Origin of the sequence: Streptomyces sp. 891-h (assembly GCF_022760275.1) — a bacterium.
GTDB classification, from domain to species: Bacteria; Actinomycetota; Actinomycetes; order Streptomycetales; family Streptomycetaceae; genus Streptomyces; species Streptomyces spirodelae.
The window spans coordinates 4,634,381-4,656,075 of record NZ_CP050693.1 but is presented as its reverse complement, the minus strand read 5'-3'; the positions used below and the strand labels follow the sequence as shown (position 1 = coordinate 4,656,075).

At 70.9% G+C, this 21,695-nt stretch carries 18 protein-coding genes; 8 read left to right on the top strand and 10 right to left on the bottom strand.

The genetic code is table 11. From position 1 onward, the window contains the following. Positions 1 to 161: 161 nt before the first annotated feature. Together HC362_RS20440 and HC362_RS20435 are read right to left on the bottom strand one after the other, a co-directional pair. On the bottom strand, positions 162 to 884 hold the full coding sequence (locus HC362_RS20440; RefSeq protein WP_243085472.1) for an HAD family hydrolase: 723 nt from the start codon (positions 882 to 884) through the stop codon (positions 162 to 164). An 83-nt stretch (positions 885 to 967) separates the two neighbouring features. Then, entirely contained in the window at positions 968 to 1,477 is a 510-nt protein-coding gene (locus tag HC362_RS20435; protein ID WP_243085471.1) for a hypothetical protein, read from the bottom strand. Between the two features lie 285 nt (positions 1,478 to 1,762). On the opposite strand from HC362_RS20435, the gene HC362_RS34925 reads away from it, so the two are divergent. Beyond that, a complete protein-coding gene (locus tag HC362_RS34925) occupies positions 1,763 to 2,236 on the top strand; it encodes an Rv3235 family protein (protein WP_279240128.1) in 474 nt (157 codons plus the stop codon). 183 nt (positions 2,237 to 2,419) lie between these two features. Here the strand turns inward: HC362_RS34925 and secA are convergent, their stop codons facing one another. After that, positions 2,420 to 5,254 carry a preprotein translocase subunit SecA gene (gene secA, locus HC362_RS20420; protein ID WP_243085470.1) on the bottom strand — a complete coding sequence of 945 codons (2,835 nt, stop codon included), beginning with the start codon at positions 5,252 to 5,254 and terminating at the stop codon, positions 2,420 to 2,422. Between the two features lie 228 nt (positions 5,255 to 5,482). Here secA and HC362_RS20415 point away from each other — a divergent pair, with 228 nt between their 5' ends. Both HC362_RS20415 and HC362_RS20410 read left to right on the top strand, forming a co-directional pair. Further along, complete coding sequence (locus HC362_RS20415) at positions 5,483 to 6,067, top strand: GNAT family N-acetyltransferase (RefSeq protein ID WP_243085469.1); 585 nt, start codon at positions 5,483 to 5,485, stop codon at positions 6,065 to 6,067. A 66-nt stretch (positions 6,068 to 6,133) separates the two neighbouring features. Beyond that, positions 6,134 to 7,351: a crosslink repair DNA glycosylase YcaQ family protein gene (locus HC362_RS20410; protein WP_243085468.1), complete on the top strand. Its 1,218-nt coding sequence runs from the start codon at positions 6,134 to 6,136 to the stop codon at positions 7,349 to 7,351. Positions 7,352 to 7,384: 33 nt separating this feature from the next. Here HC362_RS20410 and HC362_RS20405 read toward each other — a convergent pair whose 3' ends face one another. The 7 genes from HC362_RS20405 to mtnA all read right to left on the bottom strand — a co-directional run bounded on the left by HC362_RS20405 (position 7,385) and on the right by mtnA (position 15,859). After that, positions 7,385 to 8,137, bottom strand: a complete 753-nt coding sequence (locus HC362_RS20405; RefSeq protein ID WP_243085467.1) for a response regulator transcription factor — start codon at positions 8,135 to 8,137, stop codon at positions 7,385 to 7,387. 185 nt (positions 8,138 to 8,322) lie between these two features. After that, positions 8,323 to 9,024, bottom strand: a complete 702-nt coding sequence (gene raiA, locus HC362_RS20400; RefSeq protein ID WP_209263789.1) for a ribosome-associated translation inhibitor RaiA — start codon at positions 9,022 to 9,024, stop codon at positions 8,323 to 8,325. Positions 9,025 to 9,326: 302 nt separating this feature from the next. Further along, entirely contained in the window at positions 9,327 to 9,917 is a 591-nt protein-coding gene (locus HC362_RS20395) for a ComF family protein (protein ID WP_243085466.1), read from the bottom strand. Positions 9,918 to 10,247: 330 nt separating this feature from the next. Further along, positions 10,248 to 12,110, bottom strand: a complete 1,863-nt coding sequence (locus HC362_RS20390) for an LpqB family beta-propeller domain-containing protein (protein ID WP_243085465.1) — start codon at positions 12,108 to 12,110, stop codon at positions 10,248 to 10,250. Beyond that, complete coding sequence (gene mtrB, locus HC362_RS20385) at positions 12,107 to 13,879, bottom strand: MtrAB system histidine kinase MtrB (RefSeq protein WP_243085464.1); 1,773 nt, start codon at positions 13,877 to 13,879, stop codon at positions 12,107 to 12,109. The genes HC362_RS20390 and mtrB overlap by 4 nt, the downstream gene beginning before the upstream one ends. A 154-nt stretch (positions 13,880 to 14,033) precedes the next feature. Then, positions 14,034 to 14,711, bottom strand: coding sequence for a two-component system response regulator MtrA (gene mtrA, locus HC362_RS20380; protein ID WP_016469303.1), 678 nt, complete (start codon positions 14,709 to 14,711; stop codon positions 14,034 to 14,036). After that, positions 14,708 to 15,859 (bottom strand): S-methyl-5-thioribose-1-phosphate isomerase, encoded by a 1,152-nt coding sequence (gene mtnA, locus HC362_RS20375; RefSeq protein ID WP_243085463.1) that lies wholly within the window; start codon positions 15,857 to 15,859, stop codon positions 14,708 to 14,710. Before mtnA ends, mtrA begins: the two co-directional genes overlap by 4 nt. Before the next feature lie 131 nt (positions 15,860 to 15,990). On the opposite strand from mtnA, the gene HC362_RS20370 reads away from it, so the two are divergent. Genes HC362_RS20370 through HC362_RS20350 form a run of 5 tightly spaced genes read left to right on the top strand, consistent with a single transcriptional unit; the run spans position 15,991 to position 21,665 of the window. Beyond that, positions 15,991 to 17,349 carry a hypothetical protein gene (locus tag HC362_RS20370; protein WP_243088950.1) on the top strand — a complete coding sequence of 453 codons (1,359 nt, stop codon included), beginning with the start codon at positions 15,991 to 15,993 and terminating at the stop codon, positions 17,347 to 17,349. Between the two features lie 4 nt (positions 17,350 to 17,353). After that, on the top strand, positions 17,354 to 18,088 hold the full coding sequence (locus HC362_RS20365) for a DUF4129 domain-containing protein (protein ID WP_243085462.1): 735 nt from the start codon (positions 17,354 to 17,356) through the stop codon (positions 18,086 to 18,088). Beyond that, a complete protein-coding gene (locus HC362_RS20360) occupies positions 18,085 to 19,374 on the top strand; it encodes a DUF4350 domain-containing protein (protein WP_243085461.1) in 1,290 nt (429 codons plus the stop codon). The genes HC362_RS20365 and HC362_RS20360 overlap by 4 nt, the downstream gene beginning before the upstream one ends. Next, positions 19,371 to 20,336 carry a MoxR family ATPase gene (locus HC362_RS20355; RefSeq protein ID WP_243085460.1) on the top strand — a complete coding sequence of 322 codons (966 nt, stop codon included), beginning with the start codon at positions 19,371 to 19,373 and terminating at the stop codon, positions 20,334 to 20,336. Before HC362_RS20360 ends, HC362_RS20355 begins: the two co-directional genes overlap by 4 nt. A gap of 18 nt (positions 20,337 to 20,354) precedes the next feature. Further along, positions 20,355 to 21,665: a DUF58 domain-containing protein gene (locus tag HC362_RS20350; protein ID WP_243085459.1), complete on the top strand. Its 1,311-nt coding sequence runs from the start codon at positions 20,355 to 20,357 to the stop codon at positions 21,663 to 21,665. The last annotated feature ends 30 nt before the right edge of the window (positions 21,666 to 21,695 follow it).

The window sequence follows — 21,695 nt, the reverse complement described above, 5'->3', positions numbered from 1 at the left end:
CGGCAAAGCGGCGATCAGGGGGCACGTCGACACAGACGGTACCGGCACCCCGTACGGTTCCAGCCCGGGGCCGCCGGGCTGGAGACCTCTGACACACTCCCCCCGGAGCAGCCCGGCGCCTGACCCATTTCGTTTCCCGGCACCCGCCCCCGTACCGTCCGCTACGCCTCGGCGGCGGCCGCCTCCGTCCCGGCCGCCTCCCCATCCGCTCGTGCCGCCAGTCGCTCCGCCGTCTCCACGGCCTCGTGCAGGGTGTCGACCACGGGGACCCCGGCCTCCTCCAGGCTGGTCCTGCTGTGGGAGCCGCCGGTGAACAGCACCGCTCCGGCGCCCGCGTGCGCGGCCGCCAGGGCATCGTCCACGGCGTCACCGATCACCACCGTCCGGCCGGGCTCGACTCCGGCGAGCGCTGAAAGGTGCCGCACCATCTGGGCCGCCTTGCCGCCACCGGAAGGACCCACCGAGCCGTCCACGCGTACGAAGTGCCCGTCGATGCCATACGTACGCAGCAGCGGCAGCAGCCGCTCATGCGGGGCCAGCGAGCACAGCGACTGGGTGTGGCCCGCCGCCTTCCGCGCCGCCAGCAGCTCGGCGGCGCCCTCGGCCAGGCCCGCGTCGCCGATCCGGGCCCAGTAGTGCCGGTGGAAGGTCTCGTCCATGATCAGCCACTCGCTCCGGGTGGGCGCCCGGCCGATCAGCCGCTCGTAGAAACGCGGCACCGGAACGCAGTACAGCTCCCGGTATCTCTCCAGCGTGATGGCCGGAAGACCGAGCTCGTCGAACGCCGCGTTCGTGGCTTCGAGGACGGTGTGGATGTCGTGGAGAAGTGTGCCGTTCCAGTCCCACACGATGTGTGCGGACTCCTGTTTTCGCCCGAGGACCATGCACAAGACCGTAGGGGCAGGCACTGACAACGCGACAGGCGTTTTCACCGGCCCCGGACCGGAAGACGGAGAGAAACCGCTGGTCAGCCGACCAGAGCGGGGATCTCCTGAGTCGCGAACCACAGCAGTTCGTGGTCGTCGGCACGCTCCACGACCCGCTGCGCCTTCTCATCCCCGCTCAGGGCCGCGGACAGCGCGCCGAGGGCCGCCGTCACATCCTCGACCGCGTCCTCGGCGTCGAGATGGACCGCGGCCGCCTTGGTCAGCGGGACGGCGGCGCTCAGCCGCACCCGGCCGACAGCGCTCTCGTCGTCTCCGGTCTCCTCCTCCGCAACGGTGACGGTCGCGTCGGGGGCCTCGGCCACCACGACCACCCGCCGCCGCGCGGCCTCGTACTGCTCGGCCAGCAGTCGCAGGGAGGCGGCCGCCGCCTGCCGCAGCGCCGCGTACTCCAGCTCTTCCTCGTCCTCCGCACCCCACCACTCGCGCAGCCCGGAGGTGACCGCGTACGCCTCGACGGGCGCCGGCCCCAGCTCGCCCGCGCCGTGTGCCTCGCTCAGTGCGGGCAGGGTCAGGGGGACATAGACACGCATGGGCTGCCGCTTTCGTGTATCGCCGGGGACCGTATGCCCCGTCAGCATACGGGCCCACCGCCCGCGCCGCCCTCCCCAGCGGCCGCGCAAACCCGCAGGTAGAGATCGCGCGACGGCAACACACAGCGCCCGTCTCGCCCAGATAGGGGAACTTTCCCGGCCCCCTGACCCACCCACCCCCGCACATTGCGGCACGCAGCGCCGCGCCGCTACAACCGTTGCCGTCCAGCCAGTTACCGCCCGGTATCGATCTGTCCGGGCCCGGCACACCTCCACGGGGGACCCATGACGACGCCCGTCTCCGAGTCGGCATCCGGACGCCAGCCGCGCAGGCGCACCCCGCGCACCGCGCCGTCCCGGCCCCCGACCCGGCGCGACAACCGCCGCCCCGCGGACGCGGCACTGCGCGCCGCCGCGCAACGCGCCCGCGAGCGCCGGCCCCCGTTCTGGTTCGCACACCGCCTGCTGTTGGTGCTCAGCGGCCAGAGCCCCGTCCACACGCTCCTCGCGTACGCCAGGGGCCCGGCCTACGACCGCCTCACAGCGCTCGCGCCGCTGGCCCCGCTCCGCCCCCGGGGCGCGGACCGCACGGCCCCCGCCGTACTCGTGGCCCGCGGCACCCAGCCCCGGTCCGGTGTCATCGAGGCCTTCGCCCGCATCTCCACCGGCGCCCACCAGCGAGCCATGGCCTTCCGCCTGGAATGGTGCCCCGACAACCGCTGGCGCTGCACAGCCATCGAACTGGACGTCAGCCCGTGAGGGCGCGCCCCGAAGGGGCGCGGGGAACTGCGCGACCAGCCACATCACAGCGGCAGCCTGCGGACATCAGGAAGGGGCACCCCCTCCCCAGCCCCCGCGAGGGGTCGCAGGTCGCAGCAGAGATCCCCCCGAACGCAAGGGGGCCGGGCACCAAGTGCCCGGCCCCAGCCACACCTCGCGGCGCTACTTCCGCTTCTTACGCCCCTTCTGCGCCTTCCGCCGCTCCGCCCGGGTAAGACCATCAGCGGGCGATCGGACCGGACCGTTGTCGGCGCCCTCCGCGGGAGCGCTGGTGTCGAGATCCCGCTCGACCACACCGCCCTCCGCCGTGGGAGCGGAGAAGTGCAGCCGGTCGGGCCGCTGCGGCTGGTCCAGCCCCTTCGCATGGATGGCCGGCGCCGCGCCGGCGGGCACCGCGTCGCTCGGGCCCTCCTTCTCCAGGGAGGGCGCCGGGGCCGCCTCCTCCACCGGCACCTCCTCGACCTGCTGCTCGACCTGGACCTCCAGGTTGAACAGATAGCCGACGGACTCCTCCTTGATGCCGTCCATCATGGCCTGGAACATGTCGTAGCCCTCCCGCTGGTACTCGACCAGCGGGTCCTTCTGGGCCATCGCGCGCAGGCCGATGCCCTCCTGGAGGTAGTCCATCTCGTAGAGGTGCTCGCGCCACTTGCGGTCCAGCACCGACAGCACCACGCGCCGCTCCAGCTCACGCATGATCTCGGAGCCGAGCTCCTTCTCGCGCTTGTCGTACTGCTCGTGGATGTCGTCCTTGATGGCGTCGACGATGAAGTCGGCCGTCAGCCCCTCGCGGTCGCCCGCGGCGTCCTCCAGCTCCTCGATGGTCACCTGCACCGGGTAGAGCTGCTTGAAGGCGCCCCACAGCCGCTCCAGGTCCCACTCCTCGGCGAAGCCCTCGACGGTCTCGGCCTGGACGTAGGCCTCGATCGTGTCGTCCATGAAGTGCCGCACCTGCTCGTGCAGGTCCTCACCCTCCAGGACGCGGCGGCGCTCGCCGTAGATGACCTCGCGCTGCCGGTTGAGCACCTCGTCGTACTTGAGGACGTTCTTGCGGATCTCGAAGTTCTGCTGCTCGACCTGGGACTGCGCGGAGGCGATGGCGCGGGTCACCATCTTGTTCTCGATCGGGACGTCGTCGGGCACGTTAGCCATCGACATCACGCGCTCGACCATCTGCGCCTTGAACAGCCGCATCAGGTCGTCGCCCAGCGACAGGTAGAAGCGGGACTCGCCCGGGTCGCCCTGTCGGCCGGAGCGGCCGCGCAGCTGGTTGTCGATCCGGCGGGACTCGTGGCGCTCGGTGCCCAGCACGTAGAGGCCGCCCAGCTCCTTGACCTCGTCGACGGCGGACTTCACCGACTTCTCGGCCTTCTCCAGCGCGGCGGGCAGCGCGGCCGCCCACTCCTCCGGGTGCTCGTTCGGGTCCAGTCCGCGCTCGCGCAGCTCGTTCTCGGCCATGCCCTCGGCGTTGCCGCCGAGCTTGATGTCCGTACCGCGGCCCGCCATGTTCGTGGCGACCGTGACGGCGCCCTTGCGGCCCGCCTCGGCGACGATCAGCGCCTCGCGCTCGTGGTTCTTCGCGTTGAGCACCTGGTGCGGTACGCCGCGCTTGGTGAGCTGCTTGGAGAGGTACTCCGACTTCTCCACCGAGGTGGTGCCGACCAGGATCGGCTGGCCCTGCTCGTGCTTCTCGACGATGTCGTCGACGACGGCGTCGAACTTGGCGACCTCGGTGCGGTAGATCAGGTCGGCCTGGTCCTTGCGGGCCAGCGGCCGGTTGGTCGGGATGGGGACGACGCCGAGCTTGTAGATCTGGTGGAACTCGGCGGCCTCGGTCATCGCCGTACCGGTCATGCCGGAGAGGGTGTTGTAGAGGCGGAAGAAGTTCTGGAGGGTGATCGTGGCGAGCGTCTGGTTCTCGTCCTTGATCTCCACCCCCTCCTTGGCCTCGATCGCCTGGTGCATGCCCTCGTTGTAGCGGCGGCCGGCGAGGATACGGCCGGTGTGCTCGTCGACGATCATGACCTCGCCGTCGAGAACGACGTAGTCCTTGTCGTTCTTGTAGAGCTCCTTGGCCTTGATCGCGTTGTTGAGGTAGCCGACCAGCGGGGTGTTGACCGACTCGTAGAGGTTGTCGATGCCCAGCCAGTCCTCGACCTTGGCGACGCCGGACTCGTGGATGGCGACCGTGCGCTTCTTCTCGTCGACCTCGTAGTCGCCCGTCTCCGGCTTCTGGGTGCGCGGGTCACCGGGCTCGCCCTTCTCCAGGCGCTTGACCAGCTTCGCGAAGTCGCTGTACCACTTCGTGGCCTGGTCGGCGGGGCCGGAGATGATCAGCGGCGTACGGGCCTCGTCGATGAGGATGGAGTCCACCTCGTCGACGATGGCGAAGTTGTGGCCCCGCTGGACCAGTTCGTCCTTCGACCACGCCATGTTGTCGCGCAGATAGTCGAATCCGAACTCGTTGTTGGTGCCGTAGGTGATGTCGCACGCGTACTGCTCGCGGCGCTCGGCCGGGGTCATGTTGGCGACGATGCAGCCGACCGACAGTCCGAGGAAGCGGTGCACGCGGCCCATCCACTCGGAGTCGCGCTGTGCCAGGTAGTCGTTGACCGTGACGATGTGCACGCCGTCCCCGGACAGCGCGTTCAGATACGCCGGCAGGGTGCCCACCAGCGTCTTGCCCTCACCGGTCTTCATCTCGGCGACGTACCCGAGGTGCAGCGCCGCGCCACCCATCAGCTGCACGTCGTAGTGCCGCTCCCCCAGCACCCGCTTGGCGGCCTCGCGAACGGTCGCGAAGGCCTCCGGCATCAGGTCGTCCAGGCTCTCGCCGTCGGCGTACCGCTCCTTGTACTCGTCCGTGAGTGCCCGCAGCTCGGCGTCCGACAGGTCGACGAAGTCCTCTTCGATGGAATTCACCTGCCGCGCGATGCGGTCCAGCTTGCGCAGGATCTTCCCTTCACCTGCACGCATGAGCTTGCCGAAGACGGACACTTAGGGTGGCTCCTTGCCGGTCGGGCCTGGCACGGTCTGCACGGTCAGTGCGGATGGTGGCTGCGGATTCGGCGTAGATCACCGGATCCGGCGAGTGATCACCGAGGTCCTCTCCTTGCCGAGGGCCATTACCGCACCGGCCATCGTATGCGAGGGACGACTGCCCCTGTACCCCCAACGTGCCGGAGCCCCCGAAGGTGCCGGAGAGCCCGTCGGCACAATCAGGCTATGGAACCCATCACACTGCACACCGAGCGGCTCGTGCTGCGCCCCTTCGAGGAGCGGGACGAGGCAGCACTGGCCGAAGCATGTGACGATCCGGACATCCAGCGCTACGTCCCGGTGCCCGAGCCCTACACGCGCAAGGACGCCGAGGAGTTCGTCCGGACCACGTGCCCGGCAGGCTGGCGGGACGACACCATGTACAACTTCGGCCTCTTCACCCACGGCGGCGAGCTGGTCGGCTCCATGGGCCTGGTCCGGCTCGAGCTGCTGCGCACCGCCGAACGCCAGGCCGAACTGGGCTTCTGGACGGCCCGCGCCCACCGCCGCAAGGGCTATACGGCCGAGGCCGGGCGCGCGGTCGTCGAGTGGGCCTTCACCGCGCTGGGTGTGGAGCGCCTGGAGTGGGTGGCCCAGGTCGAGAACGCGGGCTCGCACGCCGTGGCGCTGCGGCTCGGCTTCGTGGACGAGGGTATCCAGCGGGCACGCATCGTGCACAGGGGGACACGGCGCGACGCCCGTATCGCCGCGCTGCTCCCCTCGGACTGGGGATACGGGCTGGAGACGCCCTATCTGCCGTCGAGGGCCTGACATCTGCCGTCGAGGGCCTGGCGCCGGGGAAGTCGGCTGTCAGTGACCGCACTTATGGTGGGCCGCATGACGACTGGCCTGCCGACCACCACCGTTCCGACCGCCGGCTCCTCCCCCACGCCGCGGATCTCCCTCTCCGCCGACGAGGCCCGGCGGATCGCCCTGCGGGCCCAGGGGCTGCTGGGCGCCCCTGACCGGCGGGCCGGAGTGCGCGGAATGCTGCGTCGGCTGGGCGCCGTACAGCTGGACACCATCTCGGTGCTGGCCCGGTCGCACGAACTGGTGCCCTACGCCCGGCTGGGGCCGGTGGGACGGCGGGCGGTGGAGTCGGCGTACTGGACGGACGCGCACAGCTTCGAATACTGGTCGCACGCCGCCTGCGTGCTCCCCATCGAGGAGTGGCCGCACTTCGCCTTCCGCCGCCGCGCCTTCCGCGCCCGGGGCCACCGCTGGCACCAGATGAAGGACCGCGAGGGCTCCTGCGCCGCCGTCCGCGACCGGCTCGCCGCCGAGGGGCCGCTGACCACCGCGGAGCTCGGGGGCGGCCGCAACGGTGGGGAGTGGTGGGACTGGTCCGAGAGCAAGATCGCGGTGGAGTGGCTGCTGGACATCGGCGAGGTGGTGGTCACCGAGCGGCGCGGCTGGAAACGCGTCTACGACCTTGCTGAGCGCGCCGTCCCCGAGGCGCTGCTGCACGACACCCTGGACGACCACGAATGCCTCCGCCGCCTGGTGGCGCAGGCGGGCTCGGCGCTGGGCGTCGCCACCCGCGCCGACCTGGCCGACTACCACCGGCTCAAGGGCGAGCAGGTCGAAGCGGTGCTGCCGGACACCGGACTGGTCCCGGTCGAGGTGCGAGGCTGGCCCAGGACCGGCTGGGCCGACCCGGCGGCGCTGGAGAGCACCCCGCGCGGGCGGCACCGCACCACGCTGCTCTCCCCCTTCGACTCCCTCATCTGGGACCGGCCCCGCACCGAGCGCCTCTTCGGCTTCACGCACCGCCTGGAGGCGTACGTCCCCAAGCCGAAGCGGGTGCACGGCTACTTCGCGATGCCCTTGCTGGCGGGCGGCAAGCTGGTGGGCCGCGTCGACCCGGCCAGGGAGGGGACCACACTGGTGGCCCGCCAGCTCTCACTGGACAGCGCCAAGGCCGTGGAACCGATGGCACGGGCGCTGTGCGAGGCCGCGGAGTGGGTGGGCTGCGACGCGGTGCGGGTGGAGCGCTGCGCCCCCGAGGAACTGCGCCCCCGGCTGCGGGCCGCTCTGGACGCCCTGGGCTTGTGACTCTGGACGCCCTGGGCTTGTGACCGGTCCGGCTCAGCGGATTTCGAGGATCTTCTCCCGCATCGCGTAGACCACCGCCTCCATCCTGGAGTGGAGCTGGAGCTTCTCCAGGATGTTGCGCACGTGGTTCTTCACGGTGTTCTCACTGATGAACAGCTCTTTGGCGATGTCGCGGTTGTTCATGCCCGTGGCCACCAGCTTGAGCACTTCCAGCTCCCGGTCGGTGAGCTTGGGCGCGGGCACCAGTTTGCTCTCGTCGGTGCGCTGGATCATGGACTTGAACTCGGTGAGCAGCTTCGCCGCCATGGACGGGCTGATCTGCGACTGCCCGTCGGCCACCGCGCGGATCGCCGTGGAGACCTCGTCCGTGGAGATCTCCTTGAGCAGATATCCGGTGGCGCCCGCCTTGATGGCGTCGTAGAGGTCGGCCTCCTCGTCGCTGATCGTCAGCATGATGATCTTCGCGCTGGGGGCCACCTCCTTGATGGACGTGCACGCCTCGATCCCGCCGCGCTTCGGCATCCGGACATCCATCAGCACGATGTCCGGCAGCAGGTCCGCCGCCTTGTCCACCGCCTCGGCCCCGTCCCCGGCCTCCCCGACGACCTGGATGTCCTCCTCCTGGGCCAGGACGATCTCCAGCCCGCGCCGGAAGAGCGCGTGGTCGTCGACGACCAGCACCCTGATCGGCTCCTGCCGCCGTTCCCGCTCGCGCGGCTCCTCCTCAGCGCCCGGGCCCGGGTGTGCGTCGGGCATGGGCATCACGGGCCCGAAGCTGTCCACCATCGTTCCTCCCCCTGCACCCTGGTCTCCCACCAACCCCGCTACGGCCAAAGGCGATTGGCGTGGGTCTTGATGTTACTCATGCCGACGCCCCCGGCCGGGTTTCGAGACCGGCCGGGGGCGCGAACATCAAGCCTGTGGCGCACAGGGGTGCGCCGGGCCCGTGCTGGGCTGCTGCCCGTTCCGCGTCAGCCGCCCAGCGCTCCGCCCGCTCCGTGTGGCGGCTCCTGGACGAACGGGTCCGGCTCCAGATGAATCACGCCGTAGTCGTAGCCGTGCCGCCGGTAGACGACACTCGGCTGCTTGGTCTCGGAGTCGACGAACAGATAGAAGTCGTGGCCGATCAACTCCATCTCGTAGAGCGCCTGGTCCAGCGTCATGGGTGCGGCCGCGTGCGTCTTCTCGCGGACCACCAGCGGCCCTTCGCCCCGCACCTCCAGCGGCCCCATCCGGGTGACCACGGGCTGGCCGTCGGCCTCGGGGGGAGCGGCCACCGATCCGGCGGCCGCGTCGAGTTCTCCGTTGAGTTCCGACGCGAGGTGGGCGGTTGCGGCCGCCACACTCATCGGTGTGCGGGCTCCACCGCGGTGGACGCGGCGCTTGTCGGCCTGCTTCCGCAGCCGGGCCTCCAGCTTGCTGGTGGCCAGGTCGAGCGCCGCATACGGGTCGGAGGCCGCTGCCTCCGCACGAATGACCGGTCCGCGCGTACGCAGGGTGATCTCCACCCTGTCGGAACGGTCGGCCTGCCGGGGATTGTGCTCCTTGGCCACCTCGACCTCGAGGTTGATCACCTTGCCGTCGAGTTTATGAACCTTCTCCAGCTTCTCGGCCACGTGCTTGCGGAACCGGTCGGGCACCTCTGTCTTTCGGCCCTTGACGACGATGTCCACGCAGAACTCCGTTCCCGGACGGTCCCACATCCAGTGCTGACCGTCCTTGGTGCACTGACGCCGGAGGCTCGGCCCTCACGCCGTTGGCTCTCCGGCTCGAGGTCGGCTTGCGAGTTTCACCTCCTTCTCCCCCTGAGGGGAGATCGCCACCCAATCCGAACGTACCTCCAGTGGGGGAGGCGCGGCACCCCCTACCGGCACGTACCTCCGAACAGAGGAGTCATCCCTGGTACCACCAGCAACGATGCCGGCGATCCGATAGTTCCGCCCGGTCACCCGGGGCAACTTTCCGCATACCGGGTTCACCCGTCCGAGCGGACCGCGAGCACCGCGGCCGAGGTCACTCCTCCCAACGCCCGCGCCGCCTCAGCGAGCGACGCTCCTGTTGTCATCACATCGTCCACCAGTACGACCCGGCCCGCATCCAGCAGCCGCGCGCCGCCTGGCACGATCTCCAGGGCTCCGGCAAGATTCGCGGTCCGCTGCGCCGCCGTCAGCCCCGACTGGTCGACGACCCTGCGTCGTTGGCGCAGCACGGGCAGCACCCGCACCGCCATGCCCTCCCCTCTGAGCACCCGCGCGGCCTCCCGCGCCATGCGCCGCACCGGGTCGTGCCCCCGCCCCGCGACTGCCCGGCGCATGGAGGGCACCGGCACGAGGGTGACCGGCGCCCGGCGCCGTGGGGACGGGCCGCCGTCCCGGGAGGGCGGCCCGCGCCGAGCGGGGGCGGTGGGCACGGAGGCAGGCGCGAGGGTCTCCGGCGCGTGCGAGGCCAGCAGAACGGCGCCCGCGAGCACCGCTCCCAGCGGCGCGGCCAGCCCGAGGGCACCGCGCTCCTTGTGAGCGAGCAGCGCGGCTCTGGCCTCGTCGGTGTACGTGAGCGCTCCGTACACCCGAGGCAGTCCGGACGGTACGCGCGAGGGCCACACCCGCCGCGGCACCGCGCCATTCAGCACGCTGCTGCACTCGTCGCACAAGCGGTCCCGCTCGAGCGGACGACCGCAACCGGCACACCCCATGGGCAGCACCAGACCTGCGATTTCCCGCCGAAGTCCCTGCCAGGACTTCGGCATGACCCCACTCTGGCATCCGGCGCCGACGGCCACCAGCCCTGTGGATAACTTCCCGACCGGGGCCGCCCCGGCTCGGCCCCCCGAGCCCGGGCGGGGAATTGCCGCAGCTCAGCGGCGCCTGGCCGCCACCCCGGCTCAGAGCCTGCCGGGTCAGCCCGGGTAGGCGGGGGCCGAGCCCTTGTCCGTCAGCATCTTCCAGGTCGCGTCGGGCGGCAGCCGTACGATCCCGTCCTCGGAGTCGGCGAGCAGCGGCTTGCTCTCGTCCTCCGAGGCGGCGACCCCGGTCACATCGGTGATCCCGGGCAGCGTCGGCTGGTCCGAGACGGAGCCGTCGGTCTCCATGTACAGCAGCTGCTGGACGCTTCCGGACTCCCGGCCCACCACCACGAGCCGGCTGCCGCCCGCCCAGGATGCCGCCGAGACGTCCACCAACTGAGGTGCCACCGGCCGGAGCTGCTCCACCGTCACCACGGGCTTCTTCACCGTGCCACCGCGTACCACGCGGCCGAGCTGGAGCGTGGTGTGCCCGTCACGCCCCCGCACGCGCAGCGCGATCCGCACCCCGTCGGAGGAGATCCGCAGCGACTCGATGCGCTCGTCCTTGCCCAGATCCGGCACCTGTACCTCGTCGGGCCGCTCCTTGCCGGTGCGCAGCCGCAGCAACCGCGGGTTGTCCGGGTCGCGGTCGGCGACCCACAGGTCACCGAGCCCGTCCCAGCTGGGCGCCGTCAGCCTGTCGTTCTCCCGTTTGGCCTTGCTGACGAGGGCCGGGTCGCCCAGCGTGGTGTTCGCGCTGCCTCCGTCCAGGGAGGCGACATACAGTCCGCGCCGGCCGCGCGTCACCGCGGCACCCTCGCTCTCGATGCGGTTGACGGCGACGGCGCCCATCTCCACCTGTCCGCTGCCCAGCGGTCCCAGGACCGGGCGCGGTGACTCGTTCTTGCGCTGGAAGGCGGCGACCCGGTGGTTCTCGTCGATGAAGTACGCCCTCTTCGCGCTGCCGTTGAGCCGACCGGGCTGGAAGGCGGTGACCTGTTCGCGCGTCTGTGCGCACATGTCGTGGTTGTCGGGGCCGGCCAGTTCGACCTTGCCGACCTTCGCCGAAGCCTGGTCCTGGACCGAGTACAGCAACTGCGCCGCCATGCGCACGCAGCGCTTGCCCCCGGCCTTGGCTCCCCGGGCGTTCAGCCGTACCCGCAGCACCCCCGAGTCGTCCACCGACAGGTGCTGTTTGGGCGCCAGTCGGGTGCCGCGCGGGAACGCGGAGGCGACCACGGGGTCGAGCCAGCCGGACGGCCCCTGGAGCAGCGCGGAGACCGTTTTGGTGACCGGATCGATGCGCCGACGCAGATAGACGGGATCTGCTACGAGCACGTTCTGTCCGTCCGTGATCGACTCCGCGTCCGGGCCGAGCTCCGCGTAGTAGTACGTATTGATGGGGCGGTAGATGCGCTGGAAGTCGGACTCACCGAGGACCAGGCCGTCCGGCATCTCGTCGATACGCCACTCGCCGTCCACCTTGACCAGGTGGAAGACCTCGCTGTAGTCGCCCTTGGAGGGCGAGTAGGCGTGCTTGTCGTCCACCTCGGCCATCCGGGCGCCGGAGACCTCGACGGAGTAGCCGTCCTCGGCGCGCCTGCTGTGCCGCGGTGCCTTGGCGGCGCTCGGCCCGTCCGAGAGCACCGTCGTCGACGCGAAGGGGTCCCACCGGCGCGCCAGGTGACGGGTCAGATATTCGCGGGCGGTCGGAAAGTTGGCCTCGTCGCTGGTGATCGCCTCCAGGAAGCCCCGCACGATCTGGGTCGGCACCTGCCCCTTCTGCGGGCTGACGCCGTTGACGCGCACCTGTGAGTCGCCCTGGTTGCCGTGCGAGGAGCTGACGTGCTTGACCTTGCCCCCGTCCGGCATCGACGCGCAGCCGGCCAGCAGCGCTCCGCACGTGGCGAGCACCAACAGCGCGCGGCGCCGCCGTGCGCCACCCCCGCGCTTCGTGCGCCCGTCGGCGGCCGTCATCCGCGCTCCTCTCCGGACCGTCCGACTCGCTCGTCGTTCCGTACGCCCTCGCCGGTCCGTCCGGCCGGCACCGGCTCGGCGCCCACCGGCGCGGCGGCCGGCCGCTGCCGCTCGCGCGCTCGCTGCCGCTTTCTGCGCGAGTCCTCCGGCTCCAGCCGCAGCGGCGACCCACGCAGCGGCTCTCCGGCCGTGCAGGGCAGGACGAGCAGGAACTGCGAACCGTCTCCCGGCGCACCCCAGGCCCGCAGCCAGCCGCCGTGCAGCCGTGCGTCCTCCAACGCGATCGAAAGCCCGAGCCCCGTGCCGCCGGTGGTACGGGCCCGCGCCGGGTCGGCGCGCCAGAAGCGGTTGAAGACGCGCTCCGCCTCGCCCTCCTTGAGGCCGACACCGTAGTCCCGTACGGCCACCGCCACCGCGCCGCCCCCGGTCGCCAGCCGAACGACGACGTCGCGGCCCTCGCCGTGCTCGACGGCGTTGTCGACCAGGTTGCGCAGCACCCGCTCGATCCTGCGGCCGTCCACCTCCGCGATCACGGGCTGCTCGTCGCCCCGTACCAGAATCCTGCCGCCCTTGCGCTCGGCGAGCGGCTCACAGCCCTCGACCACGCGGTGGACCACATCGCGCAGATCCACCGGGCCGGCCTCCAGATTGGCGGCGCCCGCGTCGAACCTGCTGATCTCCAGCAGGTCGGCCAGCAGCGATTCGAACCTGTCGAGCTGTCCGAGCAGCAGTTCGGCCGAGCGCGCGGTCGCCGGATCGAAGTCCTCACGCGCCTCGTGGATCACGTCGGCGGCCATGCGCACCGTCGTCAGCGGCGTCCGCAGCTCGTGCGAGACATCCGAGACGAAGCGGCGCTGCATCCGGGACAGCTCCTCCAGCTGCTGGATCTTGCCCTGGAGGTTCTGGGCCATCTTGTTGAAGGACTCCCCCAAACGGGCGATGTCGTCCTCGCCGGTGACCTTCATCCGCTCCTGGAGCCGCCCGGCCGCCAACCGCTCTGAGATTCCGGCCGCCATCCGTACGGGCGTCACCACCTGCCGCACGACCAGCCACGCGATCGCACCCAGCAGCACCACGACGAACACTCCGGCCGTCGCCAGCGTGCCCTTGACCAGGTTCAGCGACTCCTCCTCCTGGGTGAAGGGGAAGACGTAGTAGAGCTGGTAGGGATTGCCGCGCGCGTCGTTGAGTCGCTTTCCGACGATCAGCGCCGGGTCGCTGCTGTGGTCCTGCCGGTAGACCCGCGCGTAGCGGCGGTGCGGCCCCGGCTCGTCGTCCAGGGCCTTGCGCAGGTCCGCGGGGACGCTCTCCTCCGGGCGGATGTCACCGGAGAAGCGGGGCCCGCGCGTGGTCAGGCTGCTGTTGCCCAGGAACGGCGACTCGCTGTTCTCGGAGCCGAGCGCCACCACCGAATAGACGCCCTGGCCGCTGCTGGCGAGCTGCTCGACCAGGTTGTTCAGCCAGGTGCCCGAGTTCTGGGCGCTCCTGCTGCCGCGGATGCCGTCCTCGCCGCTGGGCCCGCTCTCCGCGCTGTCGGCCATCCGCTCTGCCGCGGCGAACCCTCCCGAGGCCTGGCTCTGCGCGGTCTGCTCCTTGGCCTCCAGCAGGCCGTTGCGGACCTGCCCGATGACCACGAGCCCCAGCAGCAGTACGACCGCGAGGGAGAGCAGCAGAGTGGCCACCACCACCCGGAGCTGGATGTTGCGCCGCCACAGCCGCATCACCGGCAGCAGCGGCCTGCGTACCCACCGCACAAAGAAACGCACCATGGGGCGCGCACCGGGACCGGTCGCGCCCTCGGGGAGGAGGCCGTCGGAGAAAAGGACGCCACTTCGCCACAGACGTCCGAATTTGGATATATCGGACTCGCGGCCCGCGCTCCGACCCCCACCGGCGCGATGCGGTGCGGTGTTACGGGTCATCTCAGCTGGGCCCGGCCTTGTAACCGACGCCGCGCACGGTCACCACGATCTCCGGCCGCTCCGGGTCCTTCTCCACCTTGGAGCGCAGCCGCTGCACATGGACGTTCACCAGGCGGGTGTCCGCGGCATGCCGATAGCCCCACACCTGCTCAAGCAGGACCTCACGGGTGAAGACCTGCCACGGCTTGCGCGCCAGCGCCACGAGAAGATCGAATTCAAGCGGGGTCAGTGCTATGGACTGCCCGTCCCGCTTGACCGAGTGCCCGGCCACATCGATCACCAGATCGCCGATGGCCAGCTGCTCGGGCGCCGGCTCCTCGGACCGGCGCAGCCGAGCCCTGATCCGTGCCACCAGTTCCTTCGGCTTGAACGGCTTGACGATGTAGTCGTCAGCCCCCGACTCCAGCCCGACCACCACATCAACCGTGTCGCTCTTGGCTGTGAGCATGACCACCGGCACCCCGGACTCCGCGCGGATCAGGCGGCACACCTCGATGCCGTCCCTCCCCGGCAGCATCAGGTCGAGCAGCACCAGGTCCGGCTTGGTCTCCCGAAAGGCGGCAAGCGCCTTGTCGCCGTCCGCGACGAACGACGGTTCAAAGCCTTCTCCGCGCAGCACAATGCCGAGCATCTCTGCCAGTGCGGTGTCGTCATCGACGACAAGGACGCGTCCCTTCATGACTTCATCATCCCATCAGCCGACCGCGACGCCCTCATGCGTGATGTGGAACACAGTTCCGCGATCCCTTCGGGCGTCACCGGAGAGGCCACTCCCTCATCCGTCACCACGGCAGTGACCAGCGCGGACGGCGTCACATCGAACGCAGGATTGTAGGCGTGCGCCCCCACCGGAGCCAGCGCCGGGCCCACGCCCGGGCCACCACCAGGGCCCGCCCCGAGACCCAGTGGTCTCGCCCAGGGCCCCTCCGTCACCTCGTACGCCGCCCGCTGCTCCACCTCGATCTCGCTGCCCGACGCCGTGTCCAGGTCGATCGTCGTCACCGGAGCCACCACCACGAACGGCACCCCATGGTGCCCGGCCAGCACAGCCAGCGAATACGTCCCGACCTTGTTCGCCACCGAACCGTCCGCCGCGATCCGGTCGGCCCCCACCACCACCGCATCCACCTCACCGGCCGCGAACAGCGACCCCGCCGCGCCGTCCGCGAGCACGCTGTACGCCATTCCCGCTTCGGCCGCCTCGTACGCCGTCAGCCGCGCCCCCTGCAACAGCGGCCGCGTCTCCCCCACCCACAGCCGCCGCAGCTCCCCGGCCCGGTGCACCGCCTTGAGCACTGCCAGCGCCGTGCCGTTCCCGCCCGAGACCAGCCGCCCGGTGTTGCAGTGCGTCAGCACCCGCATCCCACCGCCGGGCACCAGCTCCGCCAGCAGCACACTCCCGTGCTCCGCCATCCGGTCGCTCGCCTCCGCGTCCTCCCGGTGCAGCGCCCTGGCCTCCGCCAGCGCCTGCGCGGCGGCGTACGCCTCCCCACGGCCCGCACCGAGCGCCTCCCGGTAGGCGGCCTCCACCCGCCGTGCCCCGTAGGCGAGATTCACCGCCGTCGGCCGTGCGTGTGCCAACTGCTCCGCCGCGTCCGCCACGTCGAAGCCGCGCGCCGCCGCCAGCGCGACGCCGTACCCGCCCGCGATGCCCAGCACCGGTGCGCCCCGCACCGCCAACGAGCAGATCGCGTCCACCAGGGCAGGCACGTCCGTGCACACCAGCTCGGCCTCTTCCGCGGGCAGCCGCGTCTGGTCGAGGAGCACGACAACCGGCCCCTCCGGCAACTCCTCATAACGGATGACGGGCACACACTCTTCAGCCATCCGTCCAGTCTGCCTGCTCAGCGCGGGTCGCTTGAAGAGCGTCGCCTGCTCCCGACTGGCCGCCCCGGCACCGCCCCGTGGCACGATGGCAACCCACCAGGCACGGGACTACCCATACGAGGTGACCTCACGTGAACGACTCCCCGGGCTGGGCTTCGCCCGGATCCCCCTCGCCCGAACCCCGACCCTCCGGCACGCCCGGAAAGGATGACGAGGGAGCCCAGGGCGACGGCACGGAGCGCACCACATCCGAGGAGACACCCCGCCCCACCGCTGACGACCGCCCCCGCAACTGGGCCGCCGACCAGCCCCCAGCCGCGCCCCAGGGCTGGACCCTGGGCGCCCAGGGCGAAGGCCCCCGCCTGCGAAGGGGCCGCGGCCCGGTCCCCAGGCAGCATCCCGGCCGAGCGAGCGGCCCGGCCGGCGGCTGGGGAGCCGCCCCAACCCCCGGTCCCGGCCCCGCCCGCGGCTGGAACTCCGGCTGGGCCCCGCCCCCGCCCGCCGCGAAACCCGGCGTCATACCGCTCCGCCCGCTGGGCGTCGGTGAGATCCTCGACGGCTCCGTCAGCGCCATGCGCGCCCACTGGCGCACCGCGCTGGGCATCTCCCTGGCCGTCGCCGTCCTCACCGAACTGGTCTCGGTCATCACCCTGCGCTTCTGGTTCGGCGACACCAGCGAACTCGAAGCCCTCGCCAACAACGACAACCCGACCAGCGAGGACCTGAACAACGCCCTCTCCGGCACGCTCGGCACCGTCGGCGTGACCGGGGTCGTCGGCATGCTCGGCAGCGTGATCGCCACTGCCCTGCTCACCGTGGTCGTCAGCCGCGCGGTCCTGGGCCGCCAGGTCACTCTCGGCGAAGCGTGGCGTGACGCCCGCCCTCAGCTCCTGCGCCTGTTCGGCCTGCTGATTCTCATTCCCCTCCTGGTCTGCCTCGTCCTCACGGCCTGCCTGCTCCCGGGCATCCTCGTGGCCGTCGCCGGCTCGGTCGGCCCCGCGGTGCTGCTCCTCTTCTTCGGGCTGCTGGGCGGCATCGCCCTCACCGCCTGGGTCTGGGTCCAGCTCTGCCTCGCACCCCCGGCTCTGATGCTGGAGAAGCAGGGCCTCTTCGCCTCCATGCGCCGCTCAGTCAAGCTCGTACGCGGCAGTTGGTGGCGCATCCTGGGGATTCAGCTCCTCGCCCTCCTTCTCGTCATCGCCATCTCCCTCGTGGTCTCGGTGCCGGCCACCGCCATCTCCGCCCTCGTCAGCGGCGGAGACACGCTCACCGACCCAGCCGCCGCCACCGGCTGGACCTCCCTGATCATCAGCGGCATCGGCTCCGTCCTCGCCTCGACCGTCTCCCTCCCCTTGAGCGCGGGCATCACCGCCCTCCTCTACCTCGACCAGCGCATCCGCCGCGAGGCTCTCGACCTCGAACTGGCCCGGGCAGCGGGCGTTCCCGGCTTCGAGCACCAGGCCCCCGGCCCCTCGGCCCCGGGAAGCTGACGCCGTGCCGGGGGGACTCGTCGGCGCCCTCGCCCGCCCCACCGCGGCCCTCCACCGCGCTGCGACCGGTGACGGGAACGGCGCCCCCGTCACCACCCCCCGGCTTCCGGCGCGCCACGACGCCGAACGTGAGCTGTCCCGGCCCGAATACCACGAGCACGACCCCAACTTCTTCCAGCGCGCCCTCAACTGGCTGTGGGACCGCCTCACCGATCTCCTCAGCACCGCAGCGGGAGTCGCCCCCGGCGGCTGGGTGGGACTCACCGTCCTCGCACTCCTCCTCGTCCTCCTTCTCATCGCCCTCCGCATACGCCTGGGCAATCTCCGCCCCACACCCACCACAGGCACCACTCCGCTCTTCACCAACCGCCCCGCCGACGCAGCCGACCACCGAGCCGCCGCCGAGGCGCACGCAGCCGCCGGGCACTGGAGCGCGGCCGTCCAGGAACGGATGCGGGCCCTCGTCCGCTCTCTGGAAGAACGCGCGCTGCTCGACCCACGGCCGGGGCGCACCGCCGACGAAGCCGCCGCCGAGGCAGGTACCGTCCTGACCGGCCAAGCCGACCAACTCCGCGCCGCAGCGCGCACCTTCGACGAGGTCACCTACGCCGGCCGAGCCGCCGACCAGACCGCCTACACCCTCCTCCGCGACCTCGACCACACCCTCCTTCACACCACCCCCGCTCAGCCCACGGCCCTCTCCTCCCCAGGCCCCGCCGACCGCGGAGGCCCCGCTTGACGACCACGGCTCCCACCACCCCGACTCCGCAAGCCCCTGACTCTCCTTCGGCAACCGCCCCTACGTGGACGTCACCGACAGCACGCCACCTGTGGCGCCGGGCCCGCGGCCTTCTCCTGGCCGCAGCAGTTCTCGCCCTGGCCGGAACAACCCTCGCCGCCCTGCGCTCCGGTGAACACACCGGCTCGCTCGACCCCCGCTCGGCCACCCCCTACGGCAGCAAGGCCCTCTCGAGGCTCCTCGCCGACCGTGGCGTACACACCAAAATCCTCAGCGCCTCCGCAGCCGCCCGCCGACAGACCGGACCCGACACCACCCTCCTCGTTCCCTTCCCCAACGCCCTCTCCGAGCGCCAACTCAGCGACATCCGTGCAGCCACCCGGCGCTCCGGCCGCACCGTCCTCCTCGCCCCCGGCCCCGCAGCAACCGCCGCCCTCATCCACGGCATACGCACCACCGGCCGGACCACCGTCCGGCCGACACCGCCGGACTGCGACTTCCCCGTCGCCCGCCGCGCGGGCGACACCGACCTCGGCGGATACGGCTACACCACCGACGCCGACCGCGCCGAAAGCTGTTACCTGAGTGACGGCCGCGCCAACCTGCTGCGCCTCCCCTCGTCAGCCGGCCGCGACACCGTCCTCCTGGGCGCCGCCGACCCCCTCCACAACAAGCACCTCGCCGACCACGGCAATGCTTCCCTCAGCCTCCAACTCCTGGGCTCCCGCCCACGCCTCCTCTGGTACCTGCCCACCGACGCCACTCCCGCCGACGGCCAGGAACGCGGCTTCTTCGATCTTCTGCCCCGCGGCTGGTCATGGGCCGCCATTCAGCTCGCGCTCGCGGCCCTCCTCGCCGCCGTATGGAGGGCCCGACGCCTGGGCCCCCTCGTCACCGAACCACTGCCGGTCACCATTCCGGCAGCCGAGGCCACCGAAGGCCGATCCCGCCTCTACCGCAAGGCCAACGACCGCGGCCACGCAGCCGACGCCCTCCGCGCCGCCGCCCGCGCCCGCCTCGCGCCGTTGCTCGGAGTGCCCCTCACCAAAGCCCACCTCCCCGAGGTGCTGATCCCCGCCCTGGCCGGCCAGGCATCAGGCCGCTCCCCCCTCGGTGACGGACCTTCACTCGACGAGCCCGGCCTGCGAGCGCTTCTCTTCGGACCACCTCCCCGGGACGACGCCGCGCTACTGGAACTCGCGCATCGCCTCGATCAGCTCGAACAGCACCTCACCTCCCCCTCGGACTTGCCCCGACCACCGAGAGACAAGGACATCTCCTCGTGACCGCCCCCTCCACTGACAGCGCCCGCAGCGCCCTCGAAGCCCTGCGCCAGGAAATCTCCAAGGCCGTCGTAGGACAGGACGCAGCGGTCACCGGGCTCGTCGTCGCGCTGCTGTGCCGGGGCCATGTCCTGCTCGAGGGCGTACCCGGCGTGGCCAAAACCCTCCTCGTACGGACACTGGCCACCGCTCTGGAACTCGACACCAAGCGGGTGCAGTTCACCCCGGACCTGATGCCCAGCGACGTCACCGGATCACTCGTCTACGACTCCCGCACCGCCGAGTTCTCCTTCCAGCCCGGCCCGGTCTTCACCAACCTCCTTCTCGCCGACGAGATCAACCGCACTCCACCCAAGACACAGGCCTCGCTCCTGGAGGCCATGGAGGAACACCAGGTCTCCGTAGACGGGGCGCCACGCTCACTCCCAGAGCCCTTTCTCGTTGCCGCCACCCAGAACCCGGTCGAGTACGAAGGCACCTATCCGCTTCCGGAAGCACAACTCGACCGCTTCCTGCTGAAGCTGAACATCCCGCTGCCCTCACGCGACACCGAGATCGATGTCCTCACTCGCCACGCGGAAGGCTTCGATCCCCGAGACCTTCCGGGAATGGGCGTACGTCCTGTCGCGGGCCCCGCCGAGATCGGAGCCGCGCGCGCAGCCGTCGCCCGGACGTCGGTGTCTTCCGAGGTCACCGGCTACATAGTGGATATCTGCCGTGCCACTCGCGAATCCCCCTCCCTCTCCCTCGGTGTCTCCCCCCGAGGCGCTACCGCTCTGCTTTCCACAGCCCGTGCCTGGGCCTGGCTCACCGGCCGCGACTACGTCATCCCCGACGACGTCAAAGCCTTCGCCCTGCCCACGCTGCGACACCGGATCCAACTGCGGCCCGAGGCCGAGATGGAAGGCGTCACCGCCGACAGCGTCCTCGACTCGATCCTGGCCCACACCCAGGTTCCCCGCTGAGAGATCTGGACCCCTTCCATGGCCCTCACCGGCAGAACACCGCTCATAGCGGCACTGGGAACGCTCATCGTGGGCCTCGTGCTGCCCAGTTGGACCGGTCTCCTCGCTGTCGAACTTCCGTTGCTGCTTGCCATCGTCGTGGACCTGCTGCTGGCGGCGCCAGTGAATCGGCTTCTGTTCACTCGAAGCGGTGATACTTCAGTTCGACTTGGCGAACACGTGCTCGCCTCTCTTGTGATCAGCAATCCCACCCGTCGCCCCTTGCGCGCCCATCTCCGCGATGCCTGGCCCCCGAGCAGCTGGCCGCCCGATGCCGCACCCCAACCCGGTCGGCACGAGCTCCACATCCCTGCCGGTGAGCGGCGCCGTGTCACCACCACGCTCCAGCCCACCCGACGCGGCGACCACAAGGCCCAACGCATCACCGTCCGCTCGTTCGGACCGCTCGGACTCGCCGCCCGCCAAGGCCACCACTACGTTCCCTGGACGGTCCGCGTCCTCCCCGCCTTTCCCAGCCGCAAGCACCTGCCCGCGAAGCTGGCACGTCTTCGGGAACTCGACGGCCGCACCAGCATCCTGACCCGCGGGGAAGGAACCGAGTTCGACAGCCTGCGCGACTATGTGCCGGGCGACGACACCCGGTCCATCGACTGGCGCGCCACAGCCCGCCAATCCACCCTCGCCGTCCGCACCTGGAGGCCCGAACGGGACCGCAGGATCCTGCTCGTCCTCGACACCGGCCGCACCTCCGCAGGCCGTATCGGCGACATACCGCGGCTCGACGTCTCCATGGACGCGGCACTGCTGCTGGCCGCGCTGGCTTCCCGCGCCGGCGACCGCATCGACCTGCTGGCCCACGATCGGGTGACCAGAGCCGGCGTCACCGGCCGCTCAGGCCGGCAAGTGCTGCCCGCCCTGGTGGACGCGATGGCTCCCGTTGAACCGGCCCTCGTCGAATCAGACCTGCGCGCCATGACCTCGAAGGTTCTGCGCACAGCCCCACGGAGATCCCTCGTGGTCCTGCTGACAGGGCTCGACCGCGCACCTGTGGAAGAGGGGCTGGTGCCCGTACTGCCGCTTCTCACCCAGCGGCACACGGTCCTGGTTGCCGCGGTATCCGATCCCCGCATTCAGGAAATGGCCCGCAGCCGGAGCACCGTCGACGCCGTATACGGCGCAGCGGCCGCAACTCAGACGCAGGCCGAACGCAGGGAGACCGCAGAAAGGCTGCGCAAGCAGGGGGTGACGGTTGTTGACGCAGCCCCCTCACAGCTCGCTCCCGCACTCGCCGACGCCTACCTTGCACTCAAAGCCTCCGGACGTCTGTGAACGGAGGACAGGTGGGAAGGAAGAGAGAAG

Excerpts from the sequence above, each read along its gene's own strand:
- HC362_RS20440 (WP_243085472.1), bottom strand. The coding sequence starts at position 884 with ATGGTCCTCGGGCGAAAACAGGAGTCCGCACACATCGTGTGGGACTGG.
- HC362_RS20435 (WP_243085471.1), bottom strand. The coding sequence starts at position 1,477 with ATGCGTGTCTATGTCCCCCTGACCCTGCCCGCACTGAGCGAGGCACAC.
- HC362_RS34925 (WP_279240128.1), top strand. The coding sequence starts at position 1,763 with ATGACGACGCCCGTCTCCGAGTCGGCATCCGGACGCCAGCCGCGCAGG.
- HC362_RS20415 (WP_243085469.1), top strand. The coding sequence starts at position 5,483 with ATGGAACCCATCACACTGCACACCGAGCGGCTCGTGCTGCGCCCCTTC.
- HC362_RS20410 (WP_243085468.1), top strand. The coding sequence starts at position 6,134 with ATGACGACTGGCCTGCCGACCACCACCGTTCCGACCGCCGGCTCCTCC.
- HC362_RS20405 (WP_243085467.1), bottom strand. The coding sequence starts at position 8,137 with ATGGTGGACAGCTTCGGGCCCGTGATGCCCATGCCCGACGCACACCCG.
- HC362_RS20390 (WP_243085465.1), bottom strand. The coding sequence starts at position 12,110 with ATGACGGCCGCCGACGGGCGCACGAAGCGCGGGGGTGGCGCACGGCGG.
- mtrB (WP_243085464.1), bottom strand. The coding sequence starts at position 13,879 with ATGGTGCGTTTCTTTGTGCGGTGGGTACGCAGGCCGCTGCTGCCGGTG.
- mtrA (WP_016469303.1), bottom strand. The coding sequence starts at position 14,711 with ATGAAGGGACGCGTCCTTGTCGTCGATGACGACACCGCACTGGCAGAG.
- mtnA (WP_243085463.1), bottom strand. The coding sequence starts at position 15,859 with ATGGCTGAAGAGTGTGTGCCCGTCATCCGTTATGAGGAGTTGCCGGAG.
- HC362_RS20350 (WP_243085459.1), top strand. The coding sequence starts at position 20,355 with ATGGCCCTCACCGGCAGAACACCGCTCATAGCGGCACTGGGAACGCTC.